Annotated in this window: 22 protein-coding genes; 14 read left to right on the top strand and 8 right to left on the bottom strand. The window is 59.9% G+C overall.

The window, feature by feature from the left end; genetic code table 11:
* The first annotated feature begins 21 nt into the window (after window positions 1–21).
* The 3 genes from HNQ83_RS19130 (at window position 22) to HNQ83_RS19120 (ending at window position 1,865) form a co-directional block, all read left to right on the top strand.
* Window positions 22–492, top strand: a complete 471-nt coding sequence (locus HNQ83_RS19130; RefSeq protein ID WP_175390373.1) for a nuclear transport factor 2 family protein — start codon at window positions 22–24, stop codon at window positions 490–492.
* Between the two features lie 40 nt (window positions 493–532).
* Entirely contained in the window at window positions 533–841 is a 309-nt protein-coding gene (locus tag HNQ83_RS19125) for a GIY-YIG nuclease family protein (protein ID WP_175390372.1), read from the top strand.
* Window positions 842–929: 88 nt separating this feature from the next.
* A complete protein-coding gene (locus tag HNQ83_RS19120) occupies window positions 930–1,865 on the top strand; it encodes a glutathione S-transferase family protein (protein ID WP_175390371.1) in 936 nt (311 codons plus the stop codon).
* Window positions 1,866–2,008: 143 nt separating this feature from the next.
* On the opposite strand, the gene HNQ83_RS19115 is transcribed toward HNQ83_RS19120, so the two are convergent.
* Both HNQ83_RS19115 and yejK read right to left on the bottom strand, forming a co-directional pair.
* Window positions 2,009–2,359, bottom strand: coding sequence for a glutaredoxin family protein (locus HNQ83_RS19115; protein ID WP_175390370.1), 351 nt, complete (start codon window positions 2,357–2,359; stop codon window positions 2,009–2,011).
* Window positions 2,359–3,363 carry a nucleoid-associated protein YejK gene (yejK, locus tag HNQ83_RS19110; RefSeq protein ID WP_175390369.1) on the bottom strand — a complete coding sequence of 335 codons (1,005 nt, stop codon included), beginning with the start codon at window positions 3,361–3,363 and terminating at the stop codon, window positions 2,359–2,361. Before yejK ends, HNQ83_RS19115 begins: the two co-directional genes overlap by 1 nt.
* A gap of 394 nt (window positions 3,364–3,757) precedes the next feature.
* Here yejK and HNQ83_RS19105 point away from each other — a divergent pair, with 394 nt between their 5' ends.
* Window positions 3,758–4,039, top strand: coding sequence for an HU family DNA-binding protein (locus HNQ83_RS19105; RefSeq protein ID WP_003221909.1), 282 nt, complete (start codon window positions 3,758–3,760; stop codon window positions 4,037–4,039).
* A 142-nt stretch (window positions 4,040–4,181) separates the two neighbouring features.
* Here HNQ83_RS19105 and rlmF read toward each other — a convergent pair whose 3' ends face one another.
* From rlmF to HNQ83_RS19080, 5 genes are all read right to left on the bottom strand, one after another.
* Window positions 4,182–5,201, bottom strand: a complete 1,020-nt coding sequence (gene rlmF, locus HNQ83_RS19100; RefSeq protein ID WP_175390368.1) for a 23S rRNA (adenine(1618)-N(6))-methyltransferase RlmF — start codon at window positions 5,199–5,201, stop codon at window positions 4,182–4,184.
* A gap of 233 nt (window positions 5,202–5,434) precedes the next feature.
* Window positions 5,435–8,281: a valine--tRNA ligase gene (locus HNQ83_RS19095; RefSeq protein ID WP_175390367.1), complete on the bottom strand. Its 2,847-nt coding sequence runs from the start codon at window positions 8,279–8,281 to the stop codon at window positions 5,435–5,437.
* 240 nt (window positions 8,282–8,521) lie between these two features.
* Window positions 8,522–9,838, bottom strand: a complete 1,317-nt coding sequence (locus tag HNQ83_RS19090; RefSeq protein WP_175390366.1) for an MFS transporter — start codon at window positions 9,836–9,838, stop codon at window positions 8,522–8,524.
* Window positions 9,839–10,079: 241 nt separating this feature from the next.
* Window positions 10,080–11,324 (bottom strand): HlyC/CorC family transporter, encoded by a 1,245-nt coding sequence (locus HNQ83_RS19085; RefSeq protein ID WP_175390365.1) that lies wholly within the window; start codon window positions 11,322–11,324, stop codon window positions 10,080–10,082.
* Window positions 11,325–11,336: 12 nt separating this feature from the next.
* A complete protein-coding gene (locus HNQ83_RS19080; RefSeq protein WP_175390364.1) occupies window positions 11,337–12,149 on the bottom strand; it encodes an inner membrane protein YpjD in 813 nt (270 codons plus the stop codon).
* A gap of 210 nt (window positions 12,150–12,359) precedes the next feature.
* On the opposite strand from HNQ83_RS19080, the gene ffh reads away from it, so the two are divergent.
* From ffh to HNQ83_RS19050, 6 genes are all read left to right on the top strand, one after another.
* Window positions 12,360–13,736, top strand: a complete 1,377-nt coding sequence (gene ffh / locus HNQ83_RS19075) for a signal recognition particle protein (RefSeq protein ID WP_095193056.1) — start codon at window positions 12,360–12,362, stop codon at window positions 13,734–13,736.
* A 249-nt stretch (window positions 13,737–13,985) separates the two neighbouring features.
* Window positions 13,986–14,237, top strand: a complete 252-nt coding sequence (rpsP, locus tag HNQ83_RS19070) for a 30S ribosomal protein S16 (RefSeq protein WP_003198088.1) — start codon at window positions 13,986–13,988, stop codon at window positions 14,235–14,237.
* A gap of 5 nt (window positions 14,238–14,242) precedes the next feature.
* Window positions 14,243–14,779 (top strand): ribosome maturation factor RimM, encoded by a 537-nt coding sequence (rimM, locus tag HNQ83_RS19065; RefSeq protein WP_077046480.1) that lies wholly within the window; start codon window positions 14,243–14,245, stop codon window positions 14,777–14,779.
* A gap of 2 nt (window positions 14,780–14,781) precedes the next feature.
* Entirely contained in the window at window positions 14,782–15,534 is a 753-nt protein-coding gene (gene trmD, locus HNQ83_RS19060) for a tRNA (guanosine(37)-N1)-methyltransferase TrmD (protein WP_175390363.1), read from the top strand.
* Window positions 15,535–15,579: 45 nt separating this feature from the next.
* Complete coding sequence (rplS, locus tag HNQ83_RS19055; RefSeq protein ID WP_003175895.1) at window positions 15,580–15,930, top strand: 50S ribosomal protein L19; 351 nt, start codon at window positions 15,580–15,582, stop codon at window positions 15,928–15,930.
* A gap of 91 nt (window positions 15,931–16,021) precedes the next feature.
* On the top strand, window positions 16,022–16,435 hold the full coding sequence (locus tag HNQ83_RS19050) for an acyl-CoA thioesterase (protein WP_064586120.1): 414 nt from the start codon (window positions 16,022–16,024) through the stop codon (window positions 16,433–16,435).
* 21 nt (window positions 16,436–16,456) lie between these two features.
* Here the strand turns inward: HNQ83_RS19050 and HNQ83_RS19045 are convergent, their stop codons facing one another.
* Window positions 16,457–18,265 carry a sodium:proton antiporter gene (locus HNQ83_RS19045; RefSeq protein ID WP_175390362.1) on the bottom strand — a complete coding sequence of 603 codons (1,809 nt, stop codon included), beginning with the start codon at window positions 18,263–18,265 and terminating at the stop codon, window positions 16,457–16,459.
* Between the two features lie 108 nt (window positions 18,266–18,373).
* Here HNQ83_RS19045 and xerD point away from each other — a divergent pair, with 108 nt between their 5' ends.
* The 4 genes from xerD to thrC all read left to right on the top strand — a co-directional run bounded on the left by xerD (window position 18,374) and on the right by thrC (window position 23,164).
* Complete coding sequence (gene xerD / locus HNQ83_RS19040) at window positions 18,374–19,270, top strand: site-specific tyrosine recombinase XerD (protein ID WP_175390361.1); 897 nt, start codon at window positions 18,374–18,376, stop codon at window positions 19,268–19,270.
* A 249-nt stretch (window positions 19,271–19,519) separates the two neighbouring features.
* Entirely contained in the window at window positions 19,520–20,251 is a 732-nt protein-coding gene (gene dsbC, locus HNQ83_RS19035; RefSeq protein ID WP_175390360.1) for a bifunctional protein-disulfide isomerase/oxidoreductase DsbC, read from the top strand.
* A 132-nt stretch (window positions 20,252–20,383) separates the two neighbouring features.
* The gene (locus HNQ83_RS19030) at window positions 20,384–21,688 is read left to right on the top strand and encodes a homoserine dehydrogenase (RefSeq protein ID WP_175390359.1); all 1,305 of its coding nucleotides are present in this window, start codon (window positions 20,384–20,386) and stop codon (window positions 21,686–21,688) included.
* A 66-nt stretch (window positions 21,689–21,754) separates the two neighbouring features.
* Entirely contained in the window at window positions 21,755–23,164 is a 1,410-nt protein-coding gene (gene thrC / locus HNQ83_RS19025; protein ID WP_175390358.1) for a threonine synthase, read from the top strand.
* Window positions 23,165–23,277: the final 113 nt, after the last annotated feature.

Raw genomic sequence — 23,277 nt, 5'->3', positions numbered from 1 at the left:
TGCACAACAGGGAGTCTGCCCATGAGTGAAGCCCACAGCGCCTTGATCACCCGGTTCTACCAGGCCTTCCAGCGACTGGATGCCGAGGCGATGGCCGCGTGCTACACCGACGACGTGGTGTTCAGTGATCCGGCGTTCGGCGAACTGCGGGGGCGCGATGCCGGTGACATGTGGCGCATGCTCACCACCCGGGCCAAGGATTTCTCCCTGACCTTCGACAACGTGCGCAGTGATGACCGCAGCGGTGGTGCCCATTGGGTCGCGACCTACCTGTTCAGCCAGACCGGCAATACCGTGGTCAACGACATCCAGGCACGTTTCGTCTTTCGCGATGGCAAGATTTGCGAACACCACGACAGCTTCGATCTGTGGGCATGGTCGCGTCAGGCCCTGGGTTTCAAAGGCGTGTTGCTGGGTTGGACGCCGCTGGTGCGCAATGCCGTTCGCGCGCAGGCCCTGAAGGGGCTGAAGGCATTCCAGGCCAGTCGCTGATAAGATCGCGGCTTGTTTCCTTTCAAGCCTTGATCGTTTCATGACCCCCCTCACCGAAACCCCTGTCGAAGCTGATTCCGCAGTGAGCAAGCCGTGGTTCGTTTACCTCGTGCGTGCGGCCAATGGTTCGCTCTACTGCGGGATCAGCGACGATCCCGTGCGCCGCTTCGCCAAACATCAGAGTGGCAAAGGTGCACGCTTCTTTCTCTCCAGCCCTGCCATGGCGCTGGTCTACACCGAACGCTGTCGTGACAAAAGCGATGCGCTGCGTCAGGAACGGTTGATCAAAAAACTCAAGAAGAGCGCCAAGGAATGCCTGGTGGCCAGTGCCACCGGCTTATCAATCTGACTGATCGGTTCCCATCAGGCTGATCCGTATTCTGCAAATCGATTGCGCGCTAAGCTGGAGACTCCTTCTGAGTGCGGCGGAGCCGAGCATGTCCGAGTTGATTCTTCATCACTACCCGACGTCCCCCTTCGCCGAAAAGGCCCGACTGCTGTTGGGCTTCAAAGGCTTGTCCTGGCGCTCGGTGAAGATCTCGCCAGTGATGCCAAAGCCTGATCTGACGGCGCTGACCGGTGGCTACCGCAGGACTCCGGTGTTGCAGATCGGCGCGGATATCTATTGCGATACGGCACTGATCGCCCGTCGCCTGGATCAGGAAAAAGCCCTGCCCGCGTTTTTCCCGGAAGGCCAGGAAATGATCGCTGCGACCTTCGCCGCCTGGGCCGATTCGGTGGTGTTTCAGCATGCCGTCAGCCTGGTGTTTCAACCGGAATCGGTTGCTGTGCGTTTCGGTCATCTGCCGCAGGAGGTGATCAAGGCTTTCCTGGCTGACCGCGCCCGATTGTTCAGCGGCGGCAGCGCTACGAAGTTAACCGCTGAGCAAGCGCGGCATCAGTGGCCGACGATCATGTCGCGTCTGGAGCAACAGTTGCAACGCGAAGAGGGTGATTACCTGTTTGGCGAACCGTCGATTGCCGACTTTGCCATGGCGCATCCGTTGTGGTTCCTCAAGGCGACACCGGTGACGGCGCCGCTTGTGGATAACTATCCAGCCGTCTCGGCCTGGTTAGGTCGGGTCCTGGGTTTCGGTCATGGGGCGCCCAGCGAGATGACCTCGGAAGAAGCGCTGGCGATTGCACGCAACGCGACACCGGCAGCGTTGCCGGATGAGCCATTCATCGATCCGAACGGGTTCGAGGCTGGCCAGCAAGTAGTTGTCGCGGCCACTGACTATGGCGTCGATCCGGTGGCGGGGGAATTGCTGTTCGCGGGTAGTGAGGAATTGATCGTGCTGCGTGAGGATGAACGCGGTGGCGTGGTACATGTGCACTTTCCGCGGCTGGGTTTTCGCGTGGAGGCACGCTGATACATCTGTATCTGCATACACACTGCTGTGGCGAGGGGATTTATCCCCGTTGGACTGCGTAGCAGTCCCTCTTTTTCCGGGGATGCTACCCAGCTCAACGGGGATAAATCCCCTCGCCACAAAGATAAGTCATGCCGGGCGCGTTATTTCAGGGCGGCCAGGATCGCATCCGGGTCATACCCGCGAATCAGCGTCCCGTTCACATCGATGAACGGAATCCCGCCGCCACCCAAGGCTTCATAGGCCTTGCGCGCCTCGGCGTCTTTCTCGATATCGAATTCCTTGTACGGAATACCTTTCTGATCGAGAAAGCGCCGGGTCAATTTGCAGTAGCCGCACCATTCGGTGCTGTAGAGCACAACATTGGCCGTGGCCTGAATCTGCTCGGACACCACTTGCGAGGGATTGAACACCCGCTCGATCTTGCCCCAGTTCTGGTAAACGACCACGACCAGCAGAATCAGCAGGACTTTTTTCAGTACGTTGCCCAGCATCAGTTGCGGCGCTTGAGCTGGTCGGTAAGCGAGGTCGGCAGGCCTTTGATGATCAGGGTGCCGGCTTCTTCGTCGTACTCGATCTTCGAGCCCAGCAAGTGCGCTTCAAAACTGATCGACAGGCCTTCGGCGCGACCGGTGAAGCGGCGGAACTGGTTCAGGGTGCGTTTGTCAGCCGGGATCTCCGGCGACAGGCCGTAGTCCTTGTTGCGAATGTGGTCGTAGAAGGCTTTCGGGCGATCTTCGTCGATCAGTTCCGACAGCTCCTCCAGACCCATGGGCTCGCCGAGCTTGGCCTGGCTACTGGCGTAATCCACCAGGGTCTTGGTTTTCTCCCGGGCGGACTCTTCCGGCAGGTCTTCGCTTTCCACGAAGTCACTGAAGGCCTTGAGCAGGGTGCGGGTTTCGCCCGGGCCGTCGACGCCTTCCTGGCAGCCTATGAAGTCGCGGAAGTATTCCGACACTTTCTTGCCGTTCTTGCCCTTGATGAAGGAAATGTACTGCTTGGACTGCTTGTTGTTCTGCCACTCGGAGACGTTGATCCGCGCCGCCAGGTGCAACTGGCCCAAATCCAGGTGACGGGACGGGGTCACGTCCAGTTCGTCGGTCACCGCCACGCCTTCACTGTGGTGTAGCAGGGCGATCGCCAGATAGTCGGTCATGCCTTGCTGATAGTGTGCGAACAGCACGTGGCCGCCGACCGACAGGTTGGATTCCTCCATCAGCTTTTGCAGGTGTTCGACCGCCACTCGGCTGAATGCGGTGAAGTCCTGGCCGCCATCGAGGTATTCCTTCAGCCAGCCACTGAAGGGAAAGGCGCCGGACTCCGGGTGAAACAGGCCCCAGGCTTTGCCTTGCTTGGCGTTGTAGCTTTCATTGAGGTCGGCAAGCATGTTCTCGATGGCGGCGGACTCGGCCAATTCAGAGTCGCGGGCGTGAAGAACCGCGGGTGTGCCGTCGGGTTTTTTGTCGATCAGGTGGACGATGCAATGACGGATCGGCATGGGCTTCTCGGCTGGTTTGAGAGGAGAGGGCGTGCTCCCCGAAAAAGCGCTCAGTGTACCGCAACCGCTGGTTTTGGAGCGGTGCGAAGGGCAATTGCACGGCGACCGGCGGCGCTTATGCGTTTTTTTCCCGATTTAGCGCAATAAAGCTGACCAAATGGGTAGCTAGAGGCGGATATTTCCCCGTCTCTGTGCTAGTTTTGCCCGGTCTTACGCGAAGTCACTGCGTTAAGCGTGCAGTCAGCAAATGTCAGGTCGAACCAAACCCTGATTTCGGCATCTATAACCCGACTCGTCGCGGTTATTGCCGAGGGTGCCAGATCCAGAAGATCGGGCTCGATGGCTGACACTGCACTCTGCAATCCATATGAATTTGATAGGGAAGGAACACTACATGGCTCTTACTAAAGACCAACTGATCGCCGACATCGCTGAAGCTATCGACGCGCCAAAAACCACCGCGCGTAACGCTCTGGACCAACTGGGCCAAATCGTTGCCGATCAGCTGGAAAACGGCGGCGAAATCACTTTGCCAGGCATCGGCAAACTGAAAGTGACTGAGCGTCCTGCCCGTACCGGCCGTAACCCTTCGACTGGCGCTGCCATCGAAATCCCTGCCAAGAAAGTGATCAAGCTGGTTGTGGCCAAAGGCCTGACCGACGCTGTGAACAAGTAAGACGCAGTGAAAAAAAAACCGTGCGCCGGAGCAGTCCGGGCACGGTTTTTTTGTGCCTGTGATTCAGCGATTGCTCTGTAAACACCGTTGAACCACGGTGGGAGCGAGCCTGCTCCCACCATTAACCTGTGTCTGTCCGGCTTTAGCGCGTCCAGCGCTCGCGGCGCCAGATTTGCTGTTCGGACTTGGTCTGGAAGGTCCAGGCAACGAAGCGACTCTGTTTCTGTCCTTGCGACATCTCCACGACCTGGCTTTCCAGTACGCCCGCCTTTTTCAGCGCGGTCTCGATGGCCGGCAGGTTCGAGGCTTTCGACACCAGGGTGCTGAACCACAGCACTTTGTGCTGGAAGTTCGCGCTTTCGGCGATCAGTTGCGTCACGAAACGCGCTTCACCCCCTTCACACCACAATTCCGCCGACTGACCGCCGAAGTTCAGCACCGGCAGTTTGCGTTTCGGGTCGGCGCGGCCCAGTGCGCGCCATTTGCGCTCGCTGCCCTTGGTGGCTTCGGCCATCGAGGCGTGGAACGGCGGGTTGCACATGGTCAGGTCAAAGCGCTCACCCGGCTCCAGCAAGCCGATCAGGATGTGCTTGGGATTGGTTTGCTGGCGCAACTGGATGGCTTTGTTCAAGCCATTGGACTGAACGATGGCCTTAGCCGAAGCCACCGCCGTCGGGTCGATTTCCGAGCCGAGGAAGTGCCAGCGGTAGTCACTGTGCCCGATCAACGGATAAACGCAGTTGGCGCCCATGCCGATATCGAGGACATTGACCTGCGCGCCGCGCGGGATTTTGCCTTCGTTCATGCTGGCCAGCAGGTCAGCCAGGAAGTGCACGTAATCGGCACGGCCCGGCACCGGTGGGCACAGGTAGTCGGCCGGGATGTCCCAATGGGCGATACCGTAGAACGCCTTGAGCAGCGCCCGGTTGAACACGCGCACCGCATCGGGGCTGGCGAAGTCGATGCTTTCCTTGCCATACGGGTTGATGATCACGAATTTCGCCAGTTCCGGCGTGGTTTTGATCAGCGCGGGGAAGTCGTAACGACCCTGATGGCGATTGCGCGGGTGCAGGCTGGCCTTTTCACGCGGCTCGACGGCTTTGGTCGGGGTCGCGGTTTCAGGCTTCTTGCGCGCAGGTTTGGGTGTGCGGGGGGCGTTCATGGGCGTGGTCGATTCGGGTATGGCTGAAAGTGGCGAGCATTGTCCCACATCTACGGGCAACACCGATCAACTGTGGGAGCGAGCCTGCTCGCGAAATCGGAGTGTCAGCCTATTCAAATATTGAATGTTGAACCGCATTCGCGAGCAGGCTCGCTCCCACAGGGGATTTTGGGTGTTGCAGGCACAAAAAAGGGAGGCCATTGCGGGCCTCCCTTTTTCATTGCGATTTGCCGTTACAGGCTGGCAATCCGCGCATGTTGCTCGGCCAGTTTGCCCAAGGCCTGCTCAGCCTCGGCCAGTTTGGCGCGTTCCTTGTCGATGACTTCAGCCGGTGCCTTGTCGACGAAACCAGCGTTGGACAGCTTGCCGCCCACGCGCTGGACTTCGCCTTGCAAGCGCTGGATTTCCTTGTCCAGACGGGCCAGTTCCGCACCCTTGTCGATCAGGCCGGCCATCGGCACCAGCACTTCCATTTCGCCGACCAGTGCGGTCGCTGACAGCGGTGCTTCTTCGCCGGCGGCGAGTACGGTGATCGATTCGAGGCGCGCCAGTTTTTTCAGCAATGCCTCGTTTTCGCTCAGACGGCGCTGATCTTCGGCGCTGACGTTCTTCAGGAACAGCGGCAGCGGTTTGCCCGGGCCGATGTTCATTTCGCCACGGATGTTGCGCGTGCCGAGCATCAGGCCCTTGAGCCATTCGATGTCGTCTTCGGCGGCCTGATCGATGCGTGCTTCGTTGGCCACTGGCCAAGGCTGCAGCATGATCGTCTTGCCTTCGATACCGGCCAGCGGCGCGATGCGCCGCCAGATTTCTTCGGTGATGAACGGCATGAACGGATGCGCCAGGCGCAGGGCCACTTCAAGCACGCGAACCAGGGTGCGACGAGTGCCGCGCTGACGTTCGACCGGCGCGTTTTCGTCCCACAGCACAGGCTTGGAGAGCTCCAGGTACCAGTCGCAGTACTGGTTCCAGATGAACTCGTACAAGGCTTGTGCCGCCAGGTCGAAACGGAACTGGTCGAGCTGACGGGTCACTTCGGCTTCGGTGCGTTGCAGCTGCGAAATGATCCAGCGGTCAGCCAGCGAGAGCTCGTAGGCTTCGCCGTTCTGGCCGCAGTCTTCGCCCTTGTCCAGCACGTAGCGCGCTGCGTTCCAGATCTTGTTGCAGAAGTTGCGATAGCCTTCGACGCGGCCCATGTCGAACTTGATGTCGCGACCGGTGGACGCCAGCGAGCAGAAAGTGAAGCGCAGGGCGTCGGTGCCGTAGCTTGCGATGCCCTCGGCGAACTCGTCGCGGGTCTGCTTCTCGATCTTCTTCGCCAGTTTCGGCTGCATCATGCCGGAGGTGCGCTTCTGCACCAGCTCTTCCAGCTCGATGCCGTCGATGATATCCAGCGGGTCCAGGACGTTGCCCTTGGACTTGGACATCTTCTGGCCCTGGCCATCACGCACCAGGCCGTGCACGTAAACGGTCTTGAACGGTACTTGCGGCGTACCATCCTCGTTCTTGATCAGGTGCATCGTCAGCATGATCATCCGGGCAACCCAGAAGAAGATGATGTCGAAACCCGTCACCAGCACGTCGGTGGAGTGGAATTTCTTCAGGAATTCGGTCTTTTCCGGCCAGCCCAGAGTGGAGAAAGTCCACAGGCCCGAGCTGAACCAGGTGTCGAGTACGTCGTTGTCCTGCTGCAGCGCAACGTCCGGGCCGAGGTTGTGCTTGGCACGCACTTCGGCTTCGTCGCGACCGACGTAGACTTTGCCCGACTCGTCGTACCACGCTGGAATCCGGTGGCCCCACCACAGCTGACGGCTGATGCACCAATCCTGGATGTCGCGCATCCACGAGAAGTACATGTTTTCGTATTGCTTGGGCACGAACTGGATGCGACCGTCTTCAACGGCGGCAATCGCAGGCTCGGCCAACGGCTTGGTGGACACGTACCATTGGTCGGTCAGCCACGGCTCGATGATGGTGCCGGAACGGTCGCCTTTCGGTACTTTCAGGGCGTGATCATTGACGCTGACCAGCAGGCCGGCAGCATCGAATGCAGCGACGATCTGTTTGCGCGCTTCGAAACGGTCGAGACCAGCGTATTCGGTCGGGATCTTGCCGTCGATGCTCTCGTTCAGCGTGCCGTCGAGGTTGAACGCCTGGGCGGCCGGCAGAACGATGGCGTTCTTGTCGAAGATGTTCAGCAGCGGCAGGTTGTGGCGCTTGCCGACTTCGTAGTCGTTGAAATCGTGGGCCGGGGTGATTTTCACGCAGCCGGTGCCGAATTCGGGATCGCAGTAATCGTCGGCGATGATCGGGATGCGGCGGCCGACCAGCGGCAGCTCGACAAACTTGCCGATCAGGGCTTTGTAGCGTTCGTCGTTCGGGTTAACGGCCACGGCGGAGTCGCCGAGCATGGTTTCCGGACGAGTCGTCGCGACGATCAGGTAATCATTGCCTTCAGCGGTCTTGGCGCCGTCGGCCAGCGGGTACTTCAGGTTCCACAGGAAACCCTTCTCGTCGTGGTTTTCCACTTCGAGGTCGGAAATCGCCGTGTGCAGCTTGGTGTCCCAGTTGACCAGACGCTTGCCGCGATAGATCAGGCCGTCTTCGTGCAGGCGGACAAAGGCTTCTTTAACGGCTTCCGAGAGGCCGTCGTCCATGGTGAAGCGCTCGCGGCTCCAGTCCACGGACGAGCCGAGGCGGCGGATCTGACGGCTGATGTTGCCGCCGGACTGGTCCTTCCACTCCCAGACTTTCTCGAGGAATTTGTCGCGGCCCAGATCGTGACGATTCTGGCCCTGGGCTTCGAGTTGACGCTCCACCAGCATTTGCGTGGCGATACCGGCGTGGTCGGTGCCCGGCTGCCACAGGGTGTTGCGGCCCTGCATGCGGCGGAAACGGATCAGGGCGTCCATGATCGCGTTGTTGAAGCCATGACCCATGTGCAGGCTGCCGGTGACGTTCGGCGGCGGGATCATGATGGTGTAGGACTCGCCCGCGCCTTGCGGGGCGAAGTAATTTTCAGACTCCCAGGTGTTGTACCAGGAAGTTTCAATGGCGTGCGGCTGGTAGGTCTTATCCATGCGCGGCGGGACCCTATTGGCATTTATTCAGGAAAAGCCGATGAGTATAGCGGGGATAAGCTGTTACGCGTAGAGCGAGGGGCCAACGGGCAGGGGAAAATTCGCGACCGGTTGGGGATGTGTTTTGCCGGTCAGGACGCCATCGCGGGCAAGCCACGCTCCCACAGGACCTGTATCGATCACAACATTGTGGTCCGACACATAACCTGTGGGAGCGTGGCTTGCCCGCGATGGGGGCTATCAGGCGACTCGATTCAAATCGTTATGCCGCGTTTCCTTCAGGCACAGCACGGCAATCAAGCTCAGCACCGCCGCCCCGGACACATACCCGCCGACATAGCTCAAACCACCCATCGCCACCAGTTTCTGCGCGAAGAACGGTGCCGCCGAGGCCCCGACAATCCCGCCCAGGTTGTAGGCCGCGGAGGCGCCGGTATATCTCACGTGAGTCGGAAACAGCTCCGGCAGCAGGGCGCCCATCGGCGCGAATGTCACGCCCATCAGAAACAATTCGATACACAGGAACAACGCCACGCCCCAAGTCGAGCACTGGGTTAGTAATGGCTCCATTAGGAATCCCGAGAGAACGGCCAGCACGCCACCGATGATCAATATCGGTTTGCGCCCGAACCGGTCACTGGCCCAGGCCGACAGTGGCGTGGCTGCGGCCATGAACAATACGGCGAAGCACAGCAGTGCAAGGAAGGTTTCGCGGGTATAGCCGAGTGTCGAGACGCCGTAACTCAGCGAAAACACCGTGGAGATATAGAACAGTGCGTAACACACGACCATTGCGCCGGCGCCCAGCAATACCGGCAGCCAGTACTGGCTGAACAACTCGATCAACGGGATCTTCACCCGCTCTTCTCGCGCCACGGCATTGGCGAACACCGGCGTTTCGTGGAGCTTGAGGCGCACGTACAGGCCAACCATCACCAGTGCAGCGCTGAGCAGGAAAGGAATGCGCCAGCCCCAGGAACGGAACTGTTCATCGTTCAAAACCATGGCCAGCGTCAGGAACAGGCCGTTGGCGGCCAGAAAACCGATGGAGGGGCCGAGCTGGGGGAACATGCCGAACCAGGCGCGTTTGCCCTTGGGTGCGTTCTCCGTGGCCAGCAACGCCGCGCCACCCCATTCGCCGCCCAGTCCAAGGCCCTGGCCGAAACGCAGCACGCAGAGCAGGATGGGGGCCCAGGCGCCGATACTGTCGTAACCCGGCAGCACGCCGATCAGTGTCGTGCACACGCCCATCAGCAGCAGCGAGGCCACCAGGGTCGATTTTCGGCCAATGCGATCGCCAAAGTGCCCGAACAGTGCCGAACCCAAGGGGCGGGCGAGGAACGCAATGCCGAAGGTGAGGAAAGCCGACAGCATCTGCGCCGTGCCGGATGTTTGCGGAAAGAACACTGGGCCGATCACCAGTGCCGCGGCGGTGGCGTAGACGTAAAAATCGTAGAACTCGATGGCGGTGCCGATGAAACTCGCCGTGGCCACGCGGGTGGCGGAGTTTGTCGGTTGCGCAGGTGTGGAATCGCTGTAAGTCGTGCTGGTCGTCATGCGGTTATCCCTGACAGTCATGTGCCCAAGTGGAGCGAATTATTATGGTCGAACACCCAGGGATGTGGGTTGAGGCGCGCTCGCTGTTCCAGGTAGGAGCAGTCGTCGGTGTGATGCGGATGGAACTGATGGTCGCGCCGGAACCAGTGGAGTGCGGGGTAAGCACGGGGGCGGCGAGGCTTGGGTAAGCGCCCCGATTATAGGAAGGTGGCTAACGATTCAACAAGGGGCCAGATAACGGTTAGCCAGCGGTGGCTGCGACGGGCGCGGGGCCGGTGTGCCAGATCAGTACCCGCGTCACGCGATTGTCTTCTGTCTCGAGAATTTCCAGGCGATAGCGACCGATTTTCAGGCATACCGCGCTTTCGGGTATGGTTTCCAGTGCTTCAGTCACCAGGCCATTGAGGGTTTTCGGGCCGTCGCTTGGCAGATGCCAGCCGAGGCTCTTGTTCAGTTCGCGAATCGACGCGGCACCATCGATTACCAGGCGCCCGTCAGCCTGCGGATGGATATGCGGGTTATCGAGGCTTTGCTGGCTTTCGAACTCGCCGACGATTTCTTCGAGAATGTCTTCCAGTGTCACGATGCCGAGCACTTCGCCGTACTCGTCAACTACCATGCCCAGGCGTCGCTGTTGCTTGTGGAAGTTCAGCAACTGAAGTTGCAGCGGGGTGCTTTCCGGAACGAAGTAGGGTTCGCGACTGGCTGCCAGCAACGCCTCCAGCGTCAGGCTGCCATCAGGGAGCAAATGGCCGATTTGCCGGGTGTTGAGCACCGCTTCGACCTGATTGATGTCGCTGTGGAACACCGGCAGGCGTGTACGCTTGTTCGTGCGCAATTGCTCGATGATGTCCTCGATCGGGTCGTCGAGGTTGATCCCGTCGACTTCACTGCGGGGTACAAGAATGTCGTTGACCGTGATGTTGTCCAGCGCATGGATGCCTGGCAGCGAGTGCGGGCGGCAAACGGCGGGTTCGCGATCGTCGTTGCGCTCCTTGGGCATTTCGTCTTCGCTCTTTTGCACGACTTTGACTGTGCGGGCGAACGGGCGCATCAGCAACTGGCTGATGGCGTTGAGCAGCCAGGCTGCCGGGTAGATGATTTTCAAGGGCATGGGCAGCAAGGTGTTGCCTAGGGCCAGAATCGCGTCCGGATGGCGGACGGCGAGGGCGCGCGGAAGATAGTCGGCGAACACCAGCACGATTGCGCCGGCGCCGAGGCAGGCCACCCACGGACCGTTTTCGGCCCAGGTGAAAATCGCCAGCAAGGTGCAAATGACCACCACCAGCGTGCGGCACAGGGTATTGCAGAAAATCAGGCTGTTGAGTGGAAAGTTCAGCCTGGCCAGCGGCTTGTCGCCTGAGCGCGAGGCCGTACGCTTGGCCAGTAAATGCAGGTGCGCGGATTCAATGGCGGAAAACAGGCCTGACCATAGAATCAGCAGGGCTACTACTGCGAGCATCGGCCCTAAGGGCAAGTCGTCCATTAAAGCCGCCCGTCAGATGTGCAGGATGTATTCACGGACCAGCTTGCTGCCGAAATAGGCCAGCATCAGCAGGCAGAAACCGGCGAGGGTCCAGCGAATGGCTTTGTGTCCGCGCCAGCCGAGGCGGTTACGGCCCCAGAGCAGCACACTGAAGACGACCCAGGCCAGGCAGGCCAGCAGGGTTTTATGCACCAGATGCTGCGCGAACAGGTTGTCGACGAACAGCCAGCCGGAGATCAGCGACATCGACAACAGCGACCAGCCGGCCCAGAGGAAACCGAACAGCAGGCTTTCCATGGTTTGCAGGGGCGGGAAGTTCTTGATCAGCCCCGACGGGTGCTTATGTTTGAGCTGATGATCCTGAATCAGCAGCAGCAAGGCCTGAAACACCGCGATGGTGAACATGCCGTAGGCCAGAATCGACAGCAGGATGTGGGCGAGGATGCCCGGCTCCTCGTCGATCACTTGCACCGTACCGGCCGGGGCGAATTGCGCCAGCAACACCGTGATGGCGCCCAACGGGAACAGCAGCACCAGCAGGTTTTCCACCGGAATCCGCGAACAGGCCAGCAGGGTCAGGGCGATGACCGCTGCGGCGATCAGGCTCGATGCGCTGAAAAAGTCCAGGGCCAGGCCGATCGGGGTCAGCAGGTGGGCGAGCAGGCTGGCGCCATGGGCCAGCACGGCGAGGACGCCGAGCGTGACCAGCAGGCGTTTGTTGGCCTTGGCGCAGGTGGCCAGGCGAGTGCCCTGGTAGAGAGTCGCAGCGGCATATAAACAGGCGGCGGCGAGGGTGGTCAGCAAACTGGGTGACAAGGGGAGCATAAGTCCTGTTAGGCAAGCCCGAAAGTCGCTGAGTTTGGCATAGAACCCCTGCGGCACGAAAGACCAGACAAGCTGACGGCGAGGTGTCCGCCGGCCGCAGTCTTCGCTATAATCCGCGACCTGCCCACGCCGCAGGCTCGCCGAGCACATGTTTAGTCCGGTTCGGGCCGCCATTATCCCGGTCTACACAGGGCCTGAAAGGATCGCGCAATGTTTGAAAACTTAACCGACCGTCTCTCGCAGACGCTGCGCCATGTCACCGGCAAGGCCAAGCTGACCGAGGACAACATCAAAGACACCCTGCGCGAAGTGCGCATGGCGTTGCTCGAAGCCGACGTCGCCTTGCCGGTGGTGAAGGACTTCGTCAATTCGGTCAAGGAACGTGCCGTCGGCACTGAAGTGTCGCGCAGCCTGACCCCGGGCCAGGCCTTTGTGAAAATCGTCCAGGCCGAACTCGAAAGCCTGATGGGCGCGGCCAACGAAGATCTGAACCTGAGCGCCGTTCCGCCTGCCGTCATACTCATGGCCGGTTTGCAGGGCGCTGGTAAGACCACCACCGCTGGCAAGCTCGCGCGCTTCCTTAAAGAGCGCAAGAAGAAGTCGGTCATGGTCGTGTCCGCGGACGTTTACCGTCCGGCGGCGATCAAGCAGCTGGAAACCCTGGCCAGCGACATTGGCGTGACGTTCTTCCCGTCCGACCTGAGCCAGAAACCGGTCGACATCGCCCAGGCGGCTATTAAGGAAGCAAAACTCAAATTCATCGACGTGGTCATCGTCGATACCGCCGGTCGCCTGCACATCGATGAAGAGATGATGGGCGAGATCAAGGCCCTGCACGCCGCGATCAACCCGGTTGAAACCCTGTTCGTGGTCGATGCCATGACCGGCCAGGACGCCGCGAACACGGCCAAGGCCTTCGGTGACGCGCTGCCGCTGACGGGTGTAATCCTGACCAAGGTCGACGGCGATGCCCGCGGCGGTGCGGCCCTTTCGGTTCGCGCCATCACCGGCAAGCCGATCAAGTTCATCGGTATGGGCGAGAAGAGCGAGGCGCTCGACCCGTTCCACCCTGAGCGTATTGCGTCCCGTATCCTCGGCATGGGCGACGTGCTCAGCCTGATCGAGCAGGCGGAAGCGACCCTCGACAAGGACAAGGCCGACAAGCTGGCCAAGAAGCTTAAGAAGGGCAAGGGTTTCGACCTGGAAGACTTCCGCGACCAGCTGCAACAGATGAAGAACATGGGCGGCCTTGGCGGTCTCATGGACAAACTGCCGAACATGGGCGGTGTGAACCTGGCGCAGATGGGCAATGCCCAGAGTGCGGCAGAGAAACAATTCAAGCAGATGGAAGCCATCATCAACTCCATGACCCCGGCCGAGCGCCGTGACCCTGAACTGATCAGCGGTTCGCGCAAGCGTCGTATCGCCATGGGCTCCGGCACCCAGGTGCAGGACATCGGTCGCTTGATCAAGCAGCACAAGCAGATGCAGAAGATGATGAAGAAATTCTCCGCCAAAGGCGGGATGGCCAAAATGATGCGCGGCATGGGCGGTATGTTGCCCGGCGGCGGCATGCCGAAAATGTAAAGAATCCGCGCCGGCCATCGTGTCGGCGCAGACCCGCAAGGAGGCGGGATCTCCAGCAAACCCGCACGTGGCGGGAGCTGACCGGCCGTTTTCAACGACGGCTCTATAGCAAATCTGCATGGCGGCCGATAGGCGCCGGAAAAAGTCATTTGCAAAAGTCCGGATATTCCTTAGAATATGCGGCCTTTCGGGCACCCATGCCCGCTGTGCATTTAGATTTGCAGCACCGACTACAGGAACGATGTTCACATGCTAACAATCCGTCTTGCCCTTGGCGGCTCCAAAAAGCGCCCGTTTTACCACTTGACCGTAACCGACAGCCGCAACCCGCGCGACGGTTCCCACAAGGAACAGGTTGGTTTCTTCAACCCGGTTGCTCGTGGTCAAGAAGTCCGTCTGTCCGTGAACCAAGAGCGCGTAGCCTACTGGCTGAGCGTTGGTGCACAACCTTCTGAGCGCGTTGCTCAGTTGTTGAAGGAATCTGCTAAGGCTGCGGCCTGAGCAATATGAACGCGACGCCAGCTGTTGCTGATGATTTGATCGTTATCGGCAAGATTTACTCTGTTCACGGCGTTCGCGGCGAAGTGAAGGTGTATTCCTTTACTGATCCGATTAAGAACCTGCTGGATTACAAAACCTGGACGCTCAAGCGTGACGGCAATGTAAAGCAGGTAGAGCTAGTCAGCGGACGCGGGAACGACAAGTTCCTGGTCGCAAAGCTCAAGGGTCTCGATGATCGTGAAGAAGCTCGTCTTCTGGCCGGTTATGAGATCTGCGTGCCGCGCAACCTGTTCCCTGAACTGACCGACGGCGAGTACTACTGGTACCAGCTGGAAGGTCTCAAGGTCATCGACACCCTCGGGCAACTGTTCGGGAAGATCGATCACCTGCTGGAGACCGGCTCGAATGATGTAATGGTGGTCAAGCCTTGCGCTGGCAGCCTGGATGATCGCGAACGCCTGTTGCCCTATACGGAGCAATGCGTGTTGGCCGTCGACCTGGTCGCGGGCGAGATGAAGGTGGATTGGGACGCGGATTTCTAAGCGTGGCTAACTTGCGCGTAGAAGTGATCAGTTTGTTTCCCGAGATGTTCTCCGCCATCAGCGAGTACGGCATCACCAGTCGTGCGGTGAAACAGGGGCTCTTGCAGCTGACCTGTTGGAATCCGCGAGACTACACGACGGATCGACATCACACTGTGGATGATCGCCCATTTGGCGGTGGTCCGGGCATGGTGATGAAGATCAAGCCCCTGGAAGACGCTCTGGTTCACGCCAAGGCAGCTGCCGGGGAGGGCGCGAAGGTGATTTACCTGTCGCCCCAAGGCCGTCAACTGACACAGTCGGCGGTACGCGAGTTGGCGAATCTGGATGCATTGATCCTGATTGCCGGCCGCTATGAAGGCATTGACGAGCGGTTTATTGAAGCTCATGTCGATGAAGAGTGGTCGATTGGCGACTATGTACTGTCTGGCGGCGAGCTGCCGGCGATGGTCCTGATCGATGCGGTTACACGACTGCTGCCTGGAGCTTTAGGGCATGCGGACTCCGCCGAGGAAGATTCCTTTACGGATGGTTTGCTGGATTGCCCGCACTACACCCGACCGGAGGTGTATGCGGATCAGCGTGTTCCCGACGTATTGCTAAGTGGCAATCACGCGCACATCCGGCGTTGGCGTTTACAGCAGTCCCTTGGTCGGACCTATGAACGACGCGCCGATCTTCTGGAAAGCCGCTCGCTTTCTGGAGAAGAGAAGAAGCTGCTCGAGGAATACATCCGCGAGCGGGACGATAGTTAACAACGTATCGATGGTAGATCCGACGATTTACCTTAGGAGCACAGCATGACTAACAAAATCATCCTTGCACTCGAAGCAGAGCAGATGACCAAAGAGATCCCTACCTTTGCCCCGGGCGACACCATTGTCGTTCAGGTGAAAGTGAAGGAAGGCGACCGTTCGCGTCTGCAAGCGTTCGAAGGTGTTGTTATCGCCAAGCGTAACCGCGGCGTAAACAGTGCATTCACCGTTCGTAAAATCTCCAACGGTGTTGGCGTAGAGCGTACTTTCCAGACCTACAGCCCGCAAATCGACAGCATGGCTGTCAAGCGTCGCGGTGACGTACGTAAAGCCAAGCTGTACTACCTGCGTGACCTGTCGGGTAAAGCAGCTCGCATCAAGGAAAAACTGGCTTAAGTCCAGCTTCCGATGCAGAAAAAAGCAGCCTACGGGCTGCTTTTTTGTTGCCCGCAGTTTATTCCCGTAATTCGTATCAGGCCTTGAACCCATGACCACCCGCGATCAGGAAATCGAACGCCGTACCGAGCTCTCGGTAACCCGCGTGACCAAGGCGGTATTCCCGCCGACCACCAACCACCACAACACACTGTTCGGCGGCACCGCACTGGCCTGGATGGACGAAGTGTCGTTCATCACGGCGACACGTTTTTGCCGCTTGCCATTGGTGACGGTCTCCACGGACCGCATCGACTTCAATCACGCCATCCCTGCCGGGTCCATCGTCGAGCTGGTAGGGCGGGTGATCAAGGTGGGTAACACAAGCCTCAAGGTCGAGGTTGAAGTATTTGTCGAAAGCATGAGCTGCGACGGTCGCGAGAAGGCGATTCATGGCCAGTTCAGCTTTGTGGCCATCGACGATGACAAGCGTCCGGTGCCAGTACTGCCGGGGTTTGCGGCCTGAACTGACAACGGATGCGCACCTTCAGGCACCGCCAGGTTCCGGTTGGATCAACGCCAATAGCGTCCACCCCGCCGACGGCTTCAGCATGCTATCCGGCGTCACCACATGCACCCAACCGGCAACATCGCGCATGAACAGCAGCGTCGCGCGATCACCGTGCAACGCCCGGTAATCCTCCCAGTCGAAGCCTTCCTTCAGTGTCGTGGTGTACAGCTCGGCACCCTGGCTCAGTTGACTGGCGAACTTGCCGTAGGTCAGCGCCTCGCTGCCCAGTTGATTGGCCCGATGCTCCAGGCTGGTCCGGTGTTTGTCGGAACGGCGGCTCTCCTGGCCGCTGGCCAGCCCGAACATCCGCTGATGGCCGAAGTCATGACGAAAACGCATCAGCGCCAGCGTGTTCATTTCGCCTGAAGGTGACAGCGCCAGCAAATGGCCAAGCCCCACCAGATCCAGATGCGCGTCAGCATGTTGCGAGGCGGGATTACCGAAATAGGTTGGCAGTCCTTCCATTCGTGCCGCCCGGATATTTTCCCAGCTTGAGTCGGTCAGCAAAACGCGCGTATTCAGTTGTTGCAGTACTTTACCGAGGGTACGTGCAGGTCCATTGGCGCCAATGATGAGAAAGCCACTGGGTGCCGGCTCCGCGACTTTCAGCATGCGCGCCAGCGGGCGCGCCGTTGCACTTTGCAGCACCACGGTGCCGATGATTACGGCAAAGGTCAGCGGCACCAGTAACAGTGCGCCTTCGTGCCCTATCTCGTCCAAGCGGATGGCGAACACGGCGGACACCGCTGCGGCGACGATGCCGCGTGGGGCGATCCACGCCAGCAGTGCCCGCTCGCGCCAGCTCAGGCTTGAACCTGCCGTGCAGAGCAACACGTTCAAGGGGCGCGCAATGAACTGAATGATCAGCAGCAGAATCAACACCAGCGGTCCAAGGGCGATCAGGGCGTTCAGGTCCAGCCGAGCCGCCAGCATTATGAACAACCCGGAGATCAGCAGGACGCTGAGGTTTTCCTTGAAATGCAGGATATGCCGCACGTCCACGCCCTTCATGTTGGCCAGCCACATGCCCATCAGGGTGACCGCCAGCAGGCCGGACTCATTCATGACTTCACTGGCAGCAATGAAAATGCCCAGAACGACGGCCAGGGAAGCCAGGTTGTGCAGGTACTCCGGTAGCCAATGCCGACGAATGATCGTGCCCAGTACCCAGCCGCCAAGAATGCCGAACAGGCTGCCGCACAGAATGACGCCACCAAAGGTGAGCAGGCTTTGGGTCAGGCCACTGTCCTCGGCACGGGCGATGATGAAGCTATAGACCACCACGGCCAGCAGGGCGCCGATAGGGTCGATGACAATGCCTTCCCAGCGCAGGATGCTGGCAATCGAGGCATTTGGGCGCACAACCCTCAGCATGGGCACAATGACGGTCGGACCGGTGACCAGCGTCAGGCTGCCGAACAAAGCCGCCAGCATCCAGTCGAACCCCAGCAGCCAGTGAGTGGCCGTGGCGATGATGACCCAGGTCGCGAGGGCGCCGAGGGTCACCAGGCGACGGACGACGCTGCCGATTTCGCGCCATTCCGACAAATGCAGCGTCAGACTGCCTTCGAACAGGATCAATGCCACTGCCAGGGACACCAGAGGCATCAGCAAGGGCCCGAACATGTCCTCGGGATCGAGCAGATGCAATACCGGCCCGACCAGAATGCCGGTCAACAACAGAAACAGAATGGCTGGCAATTTCAGGCGCCAGGCCAGCCATTGGCAACCCAACGCTGCCGCACCTATCCCGCCAAACGCCAGTAAAATCTGCTGTTCGCTCATGACCGTTTCCTGTTCCTTGAAGTAGCGGGCTATGAAAGACTAGCGGCCGTTTCCAACGTCCATGCTGATTTTTGTGCGCAGGTTTCAATCTGCGCGATTTGAGTGCCCATGCCTGCCATCGAACATCCCTTGATAGACCAATTCCTCGACGCCCTGTGGCTGGAGAAGGGTCTTTCCGATAACACCCGCGATGCCTATCGCAGCGACCTCGCACTGTTCAACGGCTGGTTGCAGGAAAAAGGCCTGGAGCTGGCCAGTGCGGGTCGGGAATTGATCCTCGATCACTTGGCCTGGCGCGTGGAGCAAAATTACAAACCTCGTTCCACCGCACGATTTCTCTCTGGCGTGCGGGGCTTCTATCGCTACTTGTTGCGGGAAAAGCTGATCGCCGTCGATCCGACCCTTCGCGTCGATATGCCGCAACTCGGCAGGCCGCTGCCAAAATCCCTGTCGGAAGCAGACGTGGAAGCACTACTAAAGGCGCCGGACTTGAGCGAAGCGATCGGTCAGCGCGATCGGGCCATGCTCGAGGTGTTGTACGCCTGCGGCCTGCGGGTGACGGAACTGGTCAGCCTGACGCTGGAGCAAGTCAACCTGCGCCAGGGTGTCTTGCGGGTGATGGGCAAGGGCAGCAAGGAGCGGCTGGTGCCGATGGGCGAGGAAGCGATCGTCTGGGTCGAGCGTTACCTGCGCGATGGGCGTGGCGAGCTGCTCGGTGGACGGCCCAGCGATGTGTTGTTCCCCAGCCAGCGTGGTGAGCAGATGACTCGCCAGACGTTCTGGCACCGGATCAAGCATCAGGCCAAGGTCGCGGGGATCGGCAAGTCGCTGTCGCCGCACACCTTGCGCCATGCGTTTGCCACCCATCTGCTCAACCATGGCGCCGACTTGCGGGTGGTGCAGATGTTGCTGGGGCACAGCGACCTGTCGACCACGCAGATCTACACTCACGTCGCCCGGGCGCGATTGCAGGACCTGCATGCCAAACACCACCCCAGAGGCTGACCCTGTTCACTGTGGGAGCGAGCCTGCTCGCGAATACGGCGGCTCACTCAGCATTGATGTCACGAGTAGGCAGCTTTCGCGAGCAGGCTCGCTCCCACAAAATGCCTTCGCCAATGCCTTGTATCACCGGCATTCGGCCCCACGGACCTTATGTGATAGGCTTTGCCGGTTTGCACGATGGGCGGTTATGACCCGGTGTTTTGCCACCGGCGTTCTGACGGTCCCATTTGTCCGCCTTCAGGAGTTCTCATGCGTCTGACCCAGATTTTTGCCGCCGCCGCCATTGCGTTGGTCAGCACCTTTGCCGTCGCCGATGATGCGGCCGACAAAGCCATCCGTAAAAGCCTGGAAAACCTCCAGCTCGAAGTACCGGTAGAAACCATCACCGCCAGCCCGTTGCCGGGCCTGTACGAAGTCAAGCTCAAGGGCAGCCGCGTGCTGTACGCCAGTGCCGACGGCCAGTACGTGGTTCAGGGCTACATGTTCCAGCTCAAGGACGGCAAGCCGGTCAACCTGACCGAGAAGACCGAACGCCTGGGCATCTCCAAACTGATCAACGAAATTCCGGTCGCTGAAACCGTGGTCTACCCGGCCATCGGGGAAACCAAGTCGCACATCACCGTGTTCACCGACACCACCTGCCCGTACTGCCACAAGTTGCACGCCGAAGTGCCCGAGCTGAACAAGCGCGGCATCGAAGTGCGTTACGTGGCGTTCCCGCGCCAGGGCCTGGGTTCGCCGGGTGACGAGCAACTGCAAGCCGTGTGGTGCTCGAAAGACAAGAAAGCGGCCATGGACAAGATGGTCGACGGCAAGGAAATCAAGGCCGCCAAGTGCGATAACCCGGTGTCCAAACAGTTCGCCCTGGGCCAGTCGATTGGCGTGAACGGTACGCCGGCCATCGTTTTGGCCGACGGTCAGGTCATTCCGGGCTACCAGCCTGCGCCACAAGTCGCCAAACTGGCGTTGGGCGCGAAGTAAATTCGCATCGTCACGGTCAGCCTTGACGATCATGGTCCGGCAGCGACATCGCCGGGCCATTAATAGAGAGCCGCGATTCTGCGGCTGTTTTCACGGCCGGCCTCGAGTCGGCCGTTTTATGGGGAGTTCACAGTGAAACCGGTCAAAGTAGGCATCTGTGGGTTAGGGACCGTCGGTGGCGGTACCTTCAACGTACTTCAGCGTAACGCCGAGGAAATTGCTCGTCGTGCCGGGCGTGGGATCGAAGTGGCGCAAATTGCCATTCGCACGCCAAAGCCTCAGTTCCAAACGACCGGTATTGCGATTACCACCGATGTCTTCGAAGTGGCCACGAACCCTGAGATCGACATCGTCATAGAGCTGATGGGCGGCTATACCGTTGCCCGCGAGCTGGTACTCAAGGCCATCGAGAATGGCAAGCATGTGGTCACCGCGAACAAGGCGCTTATCGCCGTTCACGGTAATGAAATTTTCGCCAAGGCGCGCGAGAAAGGCGTGATCGTTGCGTTCGAGGCGGCCGTGGCTGGCGGCATTCCGGTGATCAAGGCGATCCGTGAAGGCCTGTCCGCCAACCGCATCAACTGGGTCGCCGGCATCATCAACGGCACCGGCAACTTCATTCTTACCGAAATGCGTGAGAAAGGCCGGACCTTTGAAGATGTGCTGGCCGAAGCCCAGGCGCTGGGTTACGCCGAAGCCGATCCGACGTTTGACGTCGAAGGCATCGATGCGGCGCACAAGCTGACGATCCTGGCGTCCATCGCATTCGGTATCCCGCTGCAATTCGACAAGGCCTACACCGAAGGCATCACCAAGCTGACCACCGCTGACGTGAACTACGCCGAAGCATTGGGCTACCGCATCAAGCACCTGGGCGTGGCGCGCAGCACCGCGACCGGTATTGAACTGCGCGTGCACCCGACGCTGATCCCGGCCGATCGCCTGATCGCCAACGTCAACGGCGTGATGAACGCAGTGATGGTTAACGGCGACGCCGCCGGTTCGACCTTGTTCTACGGCGCTGGCGCCGGCATGGAGCCGACCGCTTCGTCGGTGATCGCCGACCTGGTGGACGTGGTTCGCGCCATGACCTCCGATCCGGAAAACCGCGTACCGCACCTGGCCTTCCAGCCGGATGCGTTGTCGGCGCACCCGATCCTGCCGATCGAAGCCTGCGAAAGTGCTTATTACCTGCGCATCCAGGCCAAGGATCATCCGGGCGTACTGGCCCAGGTGGCGAGCATCCTGTCCGAGCGCGGGATCAACATCGAGTCGATCATGCAGAAGGAAGTCGAGGAACACGACGGCCTGGTGCCAATGATCCTGCTGACCCACCGCGTGCTGGAGCAGCACATCAACGATGCGATTGCCGCACTGGAAGCCCTGGCGGGCGTGGTCGGTCCGGTCGTACGGATCCGCGTCGAGCACCTGAACTAAGCCGATATCCTTTACCGGGTTCGCCTGCGGGCCCGGCATTGCGAACACTGCCCATTGGAGTCAGTCATGCGTTACATCAGCACCCGCGGCCAGGCACCGGCCCTGAATTTCGAAGACGTCCTACTGGCCGGTCTGGCCACTGACGGCGGTTTGTACGTCCCGGAAAACCTGCCACGTTTCACCCAGGAAGAAATCGCCTCCTGGGCCGGCCTGCCGTATCACGAGCTGGCTTTCCGCGTCATGCGCCCGTTCGTCACCGGCAGCATTCCGGACGCCGATTTCAAAAAGATTCTTGAAGAAACCTACGGTGTGTTCGCCCACAACGCCGTTGCGCCGCTGCGTCAGCTGAACGGCAACGAATGGGTACTGGAGCTGTTCCACGGCCCGACCCTGGCGTTCAAGGACTTCGCCCTGCAACTGCTCGGCCGCCTGCTCGACTACGTGCTGGAAAAGCGCGGCGAGCGCGTGGTGATCGTCGGTGCCACGTCCGGTGATACCGGTTCGGCTGCCATCGAAGGCTGCAAGCACTGCGAAAACGTCGATATCTTCATCCTGCACCCGCACAACCGTGTGTCCGAAGTGCAGCGTCGGCAGATGACCACCATTTTCGGTGAGAACATCCACAACATCGCCATCGAAGGCAACTTCGACGACTGCCAGGAAATGGTCAAGGCGAGCTTCGCCGACCAGGGCTTCCTCAAGGGCACTCGCCTGGTGGCGGTGAACTCGATCAACTGGGCGCGGATCATGGCCCAGATCGTTTACTACTTCCACGCAGCCCTGCAGCTGGGTGGCCCGGCGCGTTCGGTGGCGTTCTCGGTGCCGACCGGCAACTTCGGCGACATTTTCGCCGGTTACCTGGCGCGCAACATGGGCCTGCCGATCAACCAGTTGATCGTCGCCACCAACCGCAACGACATCCTGCACCGCTTCATGAGCGGCAATCAGTACGTCAAGGAAACCCTGCACGCCACCCTGTCGCCGTCCATGGACATCATGGTCTCGTCAAACTTCGAGCGCCTGCTGTTCGACCTGCACGGTCGCAACGGCGAGGCGATTGCTGGTTTGATGGACAGCTTCAAGCAGGGCGGTGGCTTCAGCGTCGAGCAAGAGCGCTGGACCGAAGCTCGCAAACTGTTCGACTCGCTGGCTGTGGATGATGCGCAAACCTGCGAAACCATCGCCGAAGTCTACGAGCAGACCGGCGAAGTACTGGACCCGCACACGGCCATCGGCGTCAAGGCCGCGCGCGAATGCCGCCGCAGCCTGGATATCCCGATGGTGATCCTCGGCACGGCCCATCCGGTCAAGTTCCCGGATGCCGTGGAAAAGGCCGGTGTAGGAAAAGCGCTGGAGCTGCCAGTGCATCTTTCTGATCTGTTTGAGCGGGAAGAGCGTTGCACCGTGTTGCCCAATGACCTGAAAGCCGTACAGGCCTTCGTCAGCCAGCATGGTAATCGCGGTAAGCCGCTTTAACCCGCGATAGCTGAACATCGCGAGCAGTCTTGTAACCCCTGTGGGAGCGAGCCTGCTCGCGAAAGCGGTCTTTCCTTCAAGAAGATGCTGACTGATTCGCCGCCTTCGCGAGC

The sequence above is a fragment of the Pseudomonas sp. C2B4 genome, assembly GCF_013359695.1.
Lineage (GTDB): Bacteria > Pseudomonadota > Gammaproteobacteria > Pseudomonadales > Pseudomonadaceae > Aquipseudomonas.
This window is presented reverse-complemented; position numbering and strand designations above follow the sequence as displayed.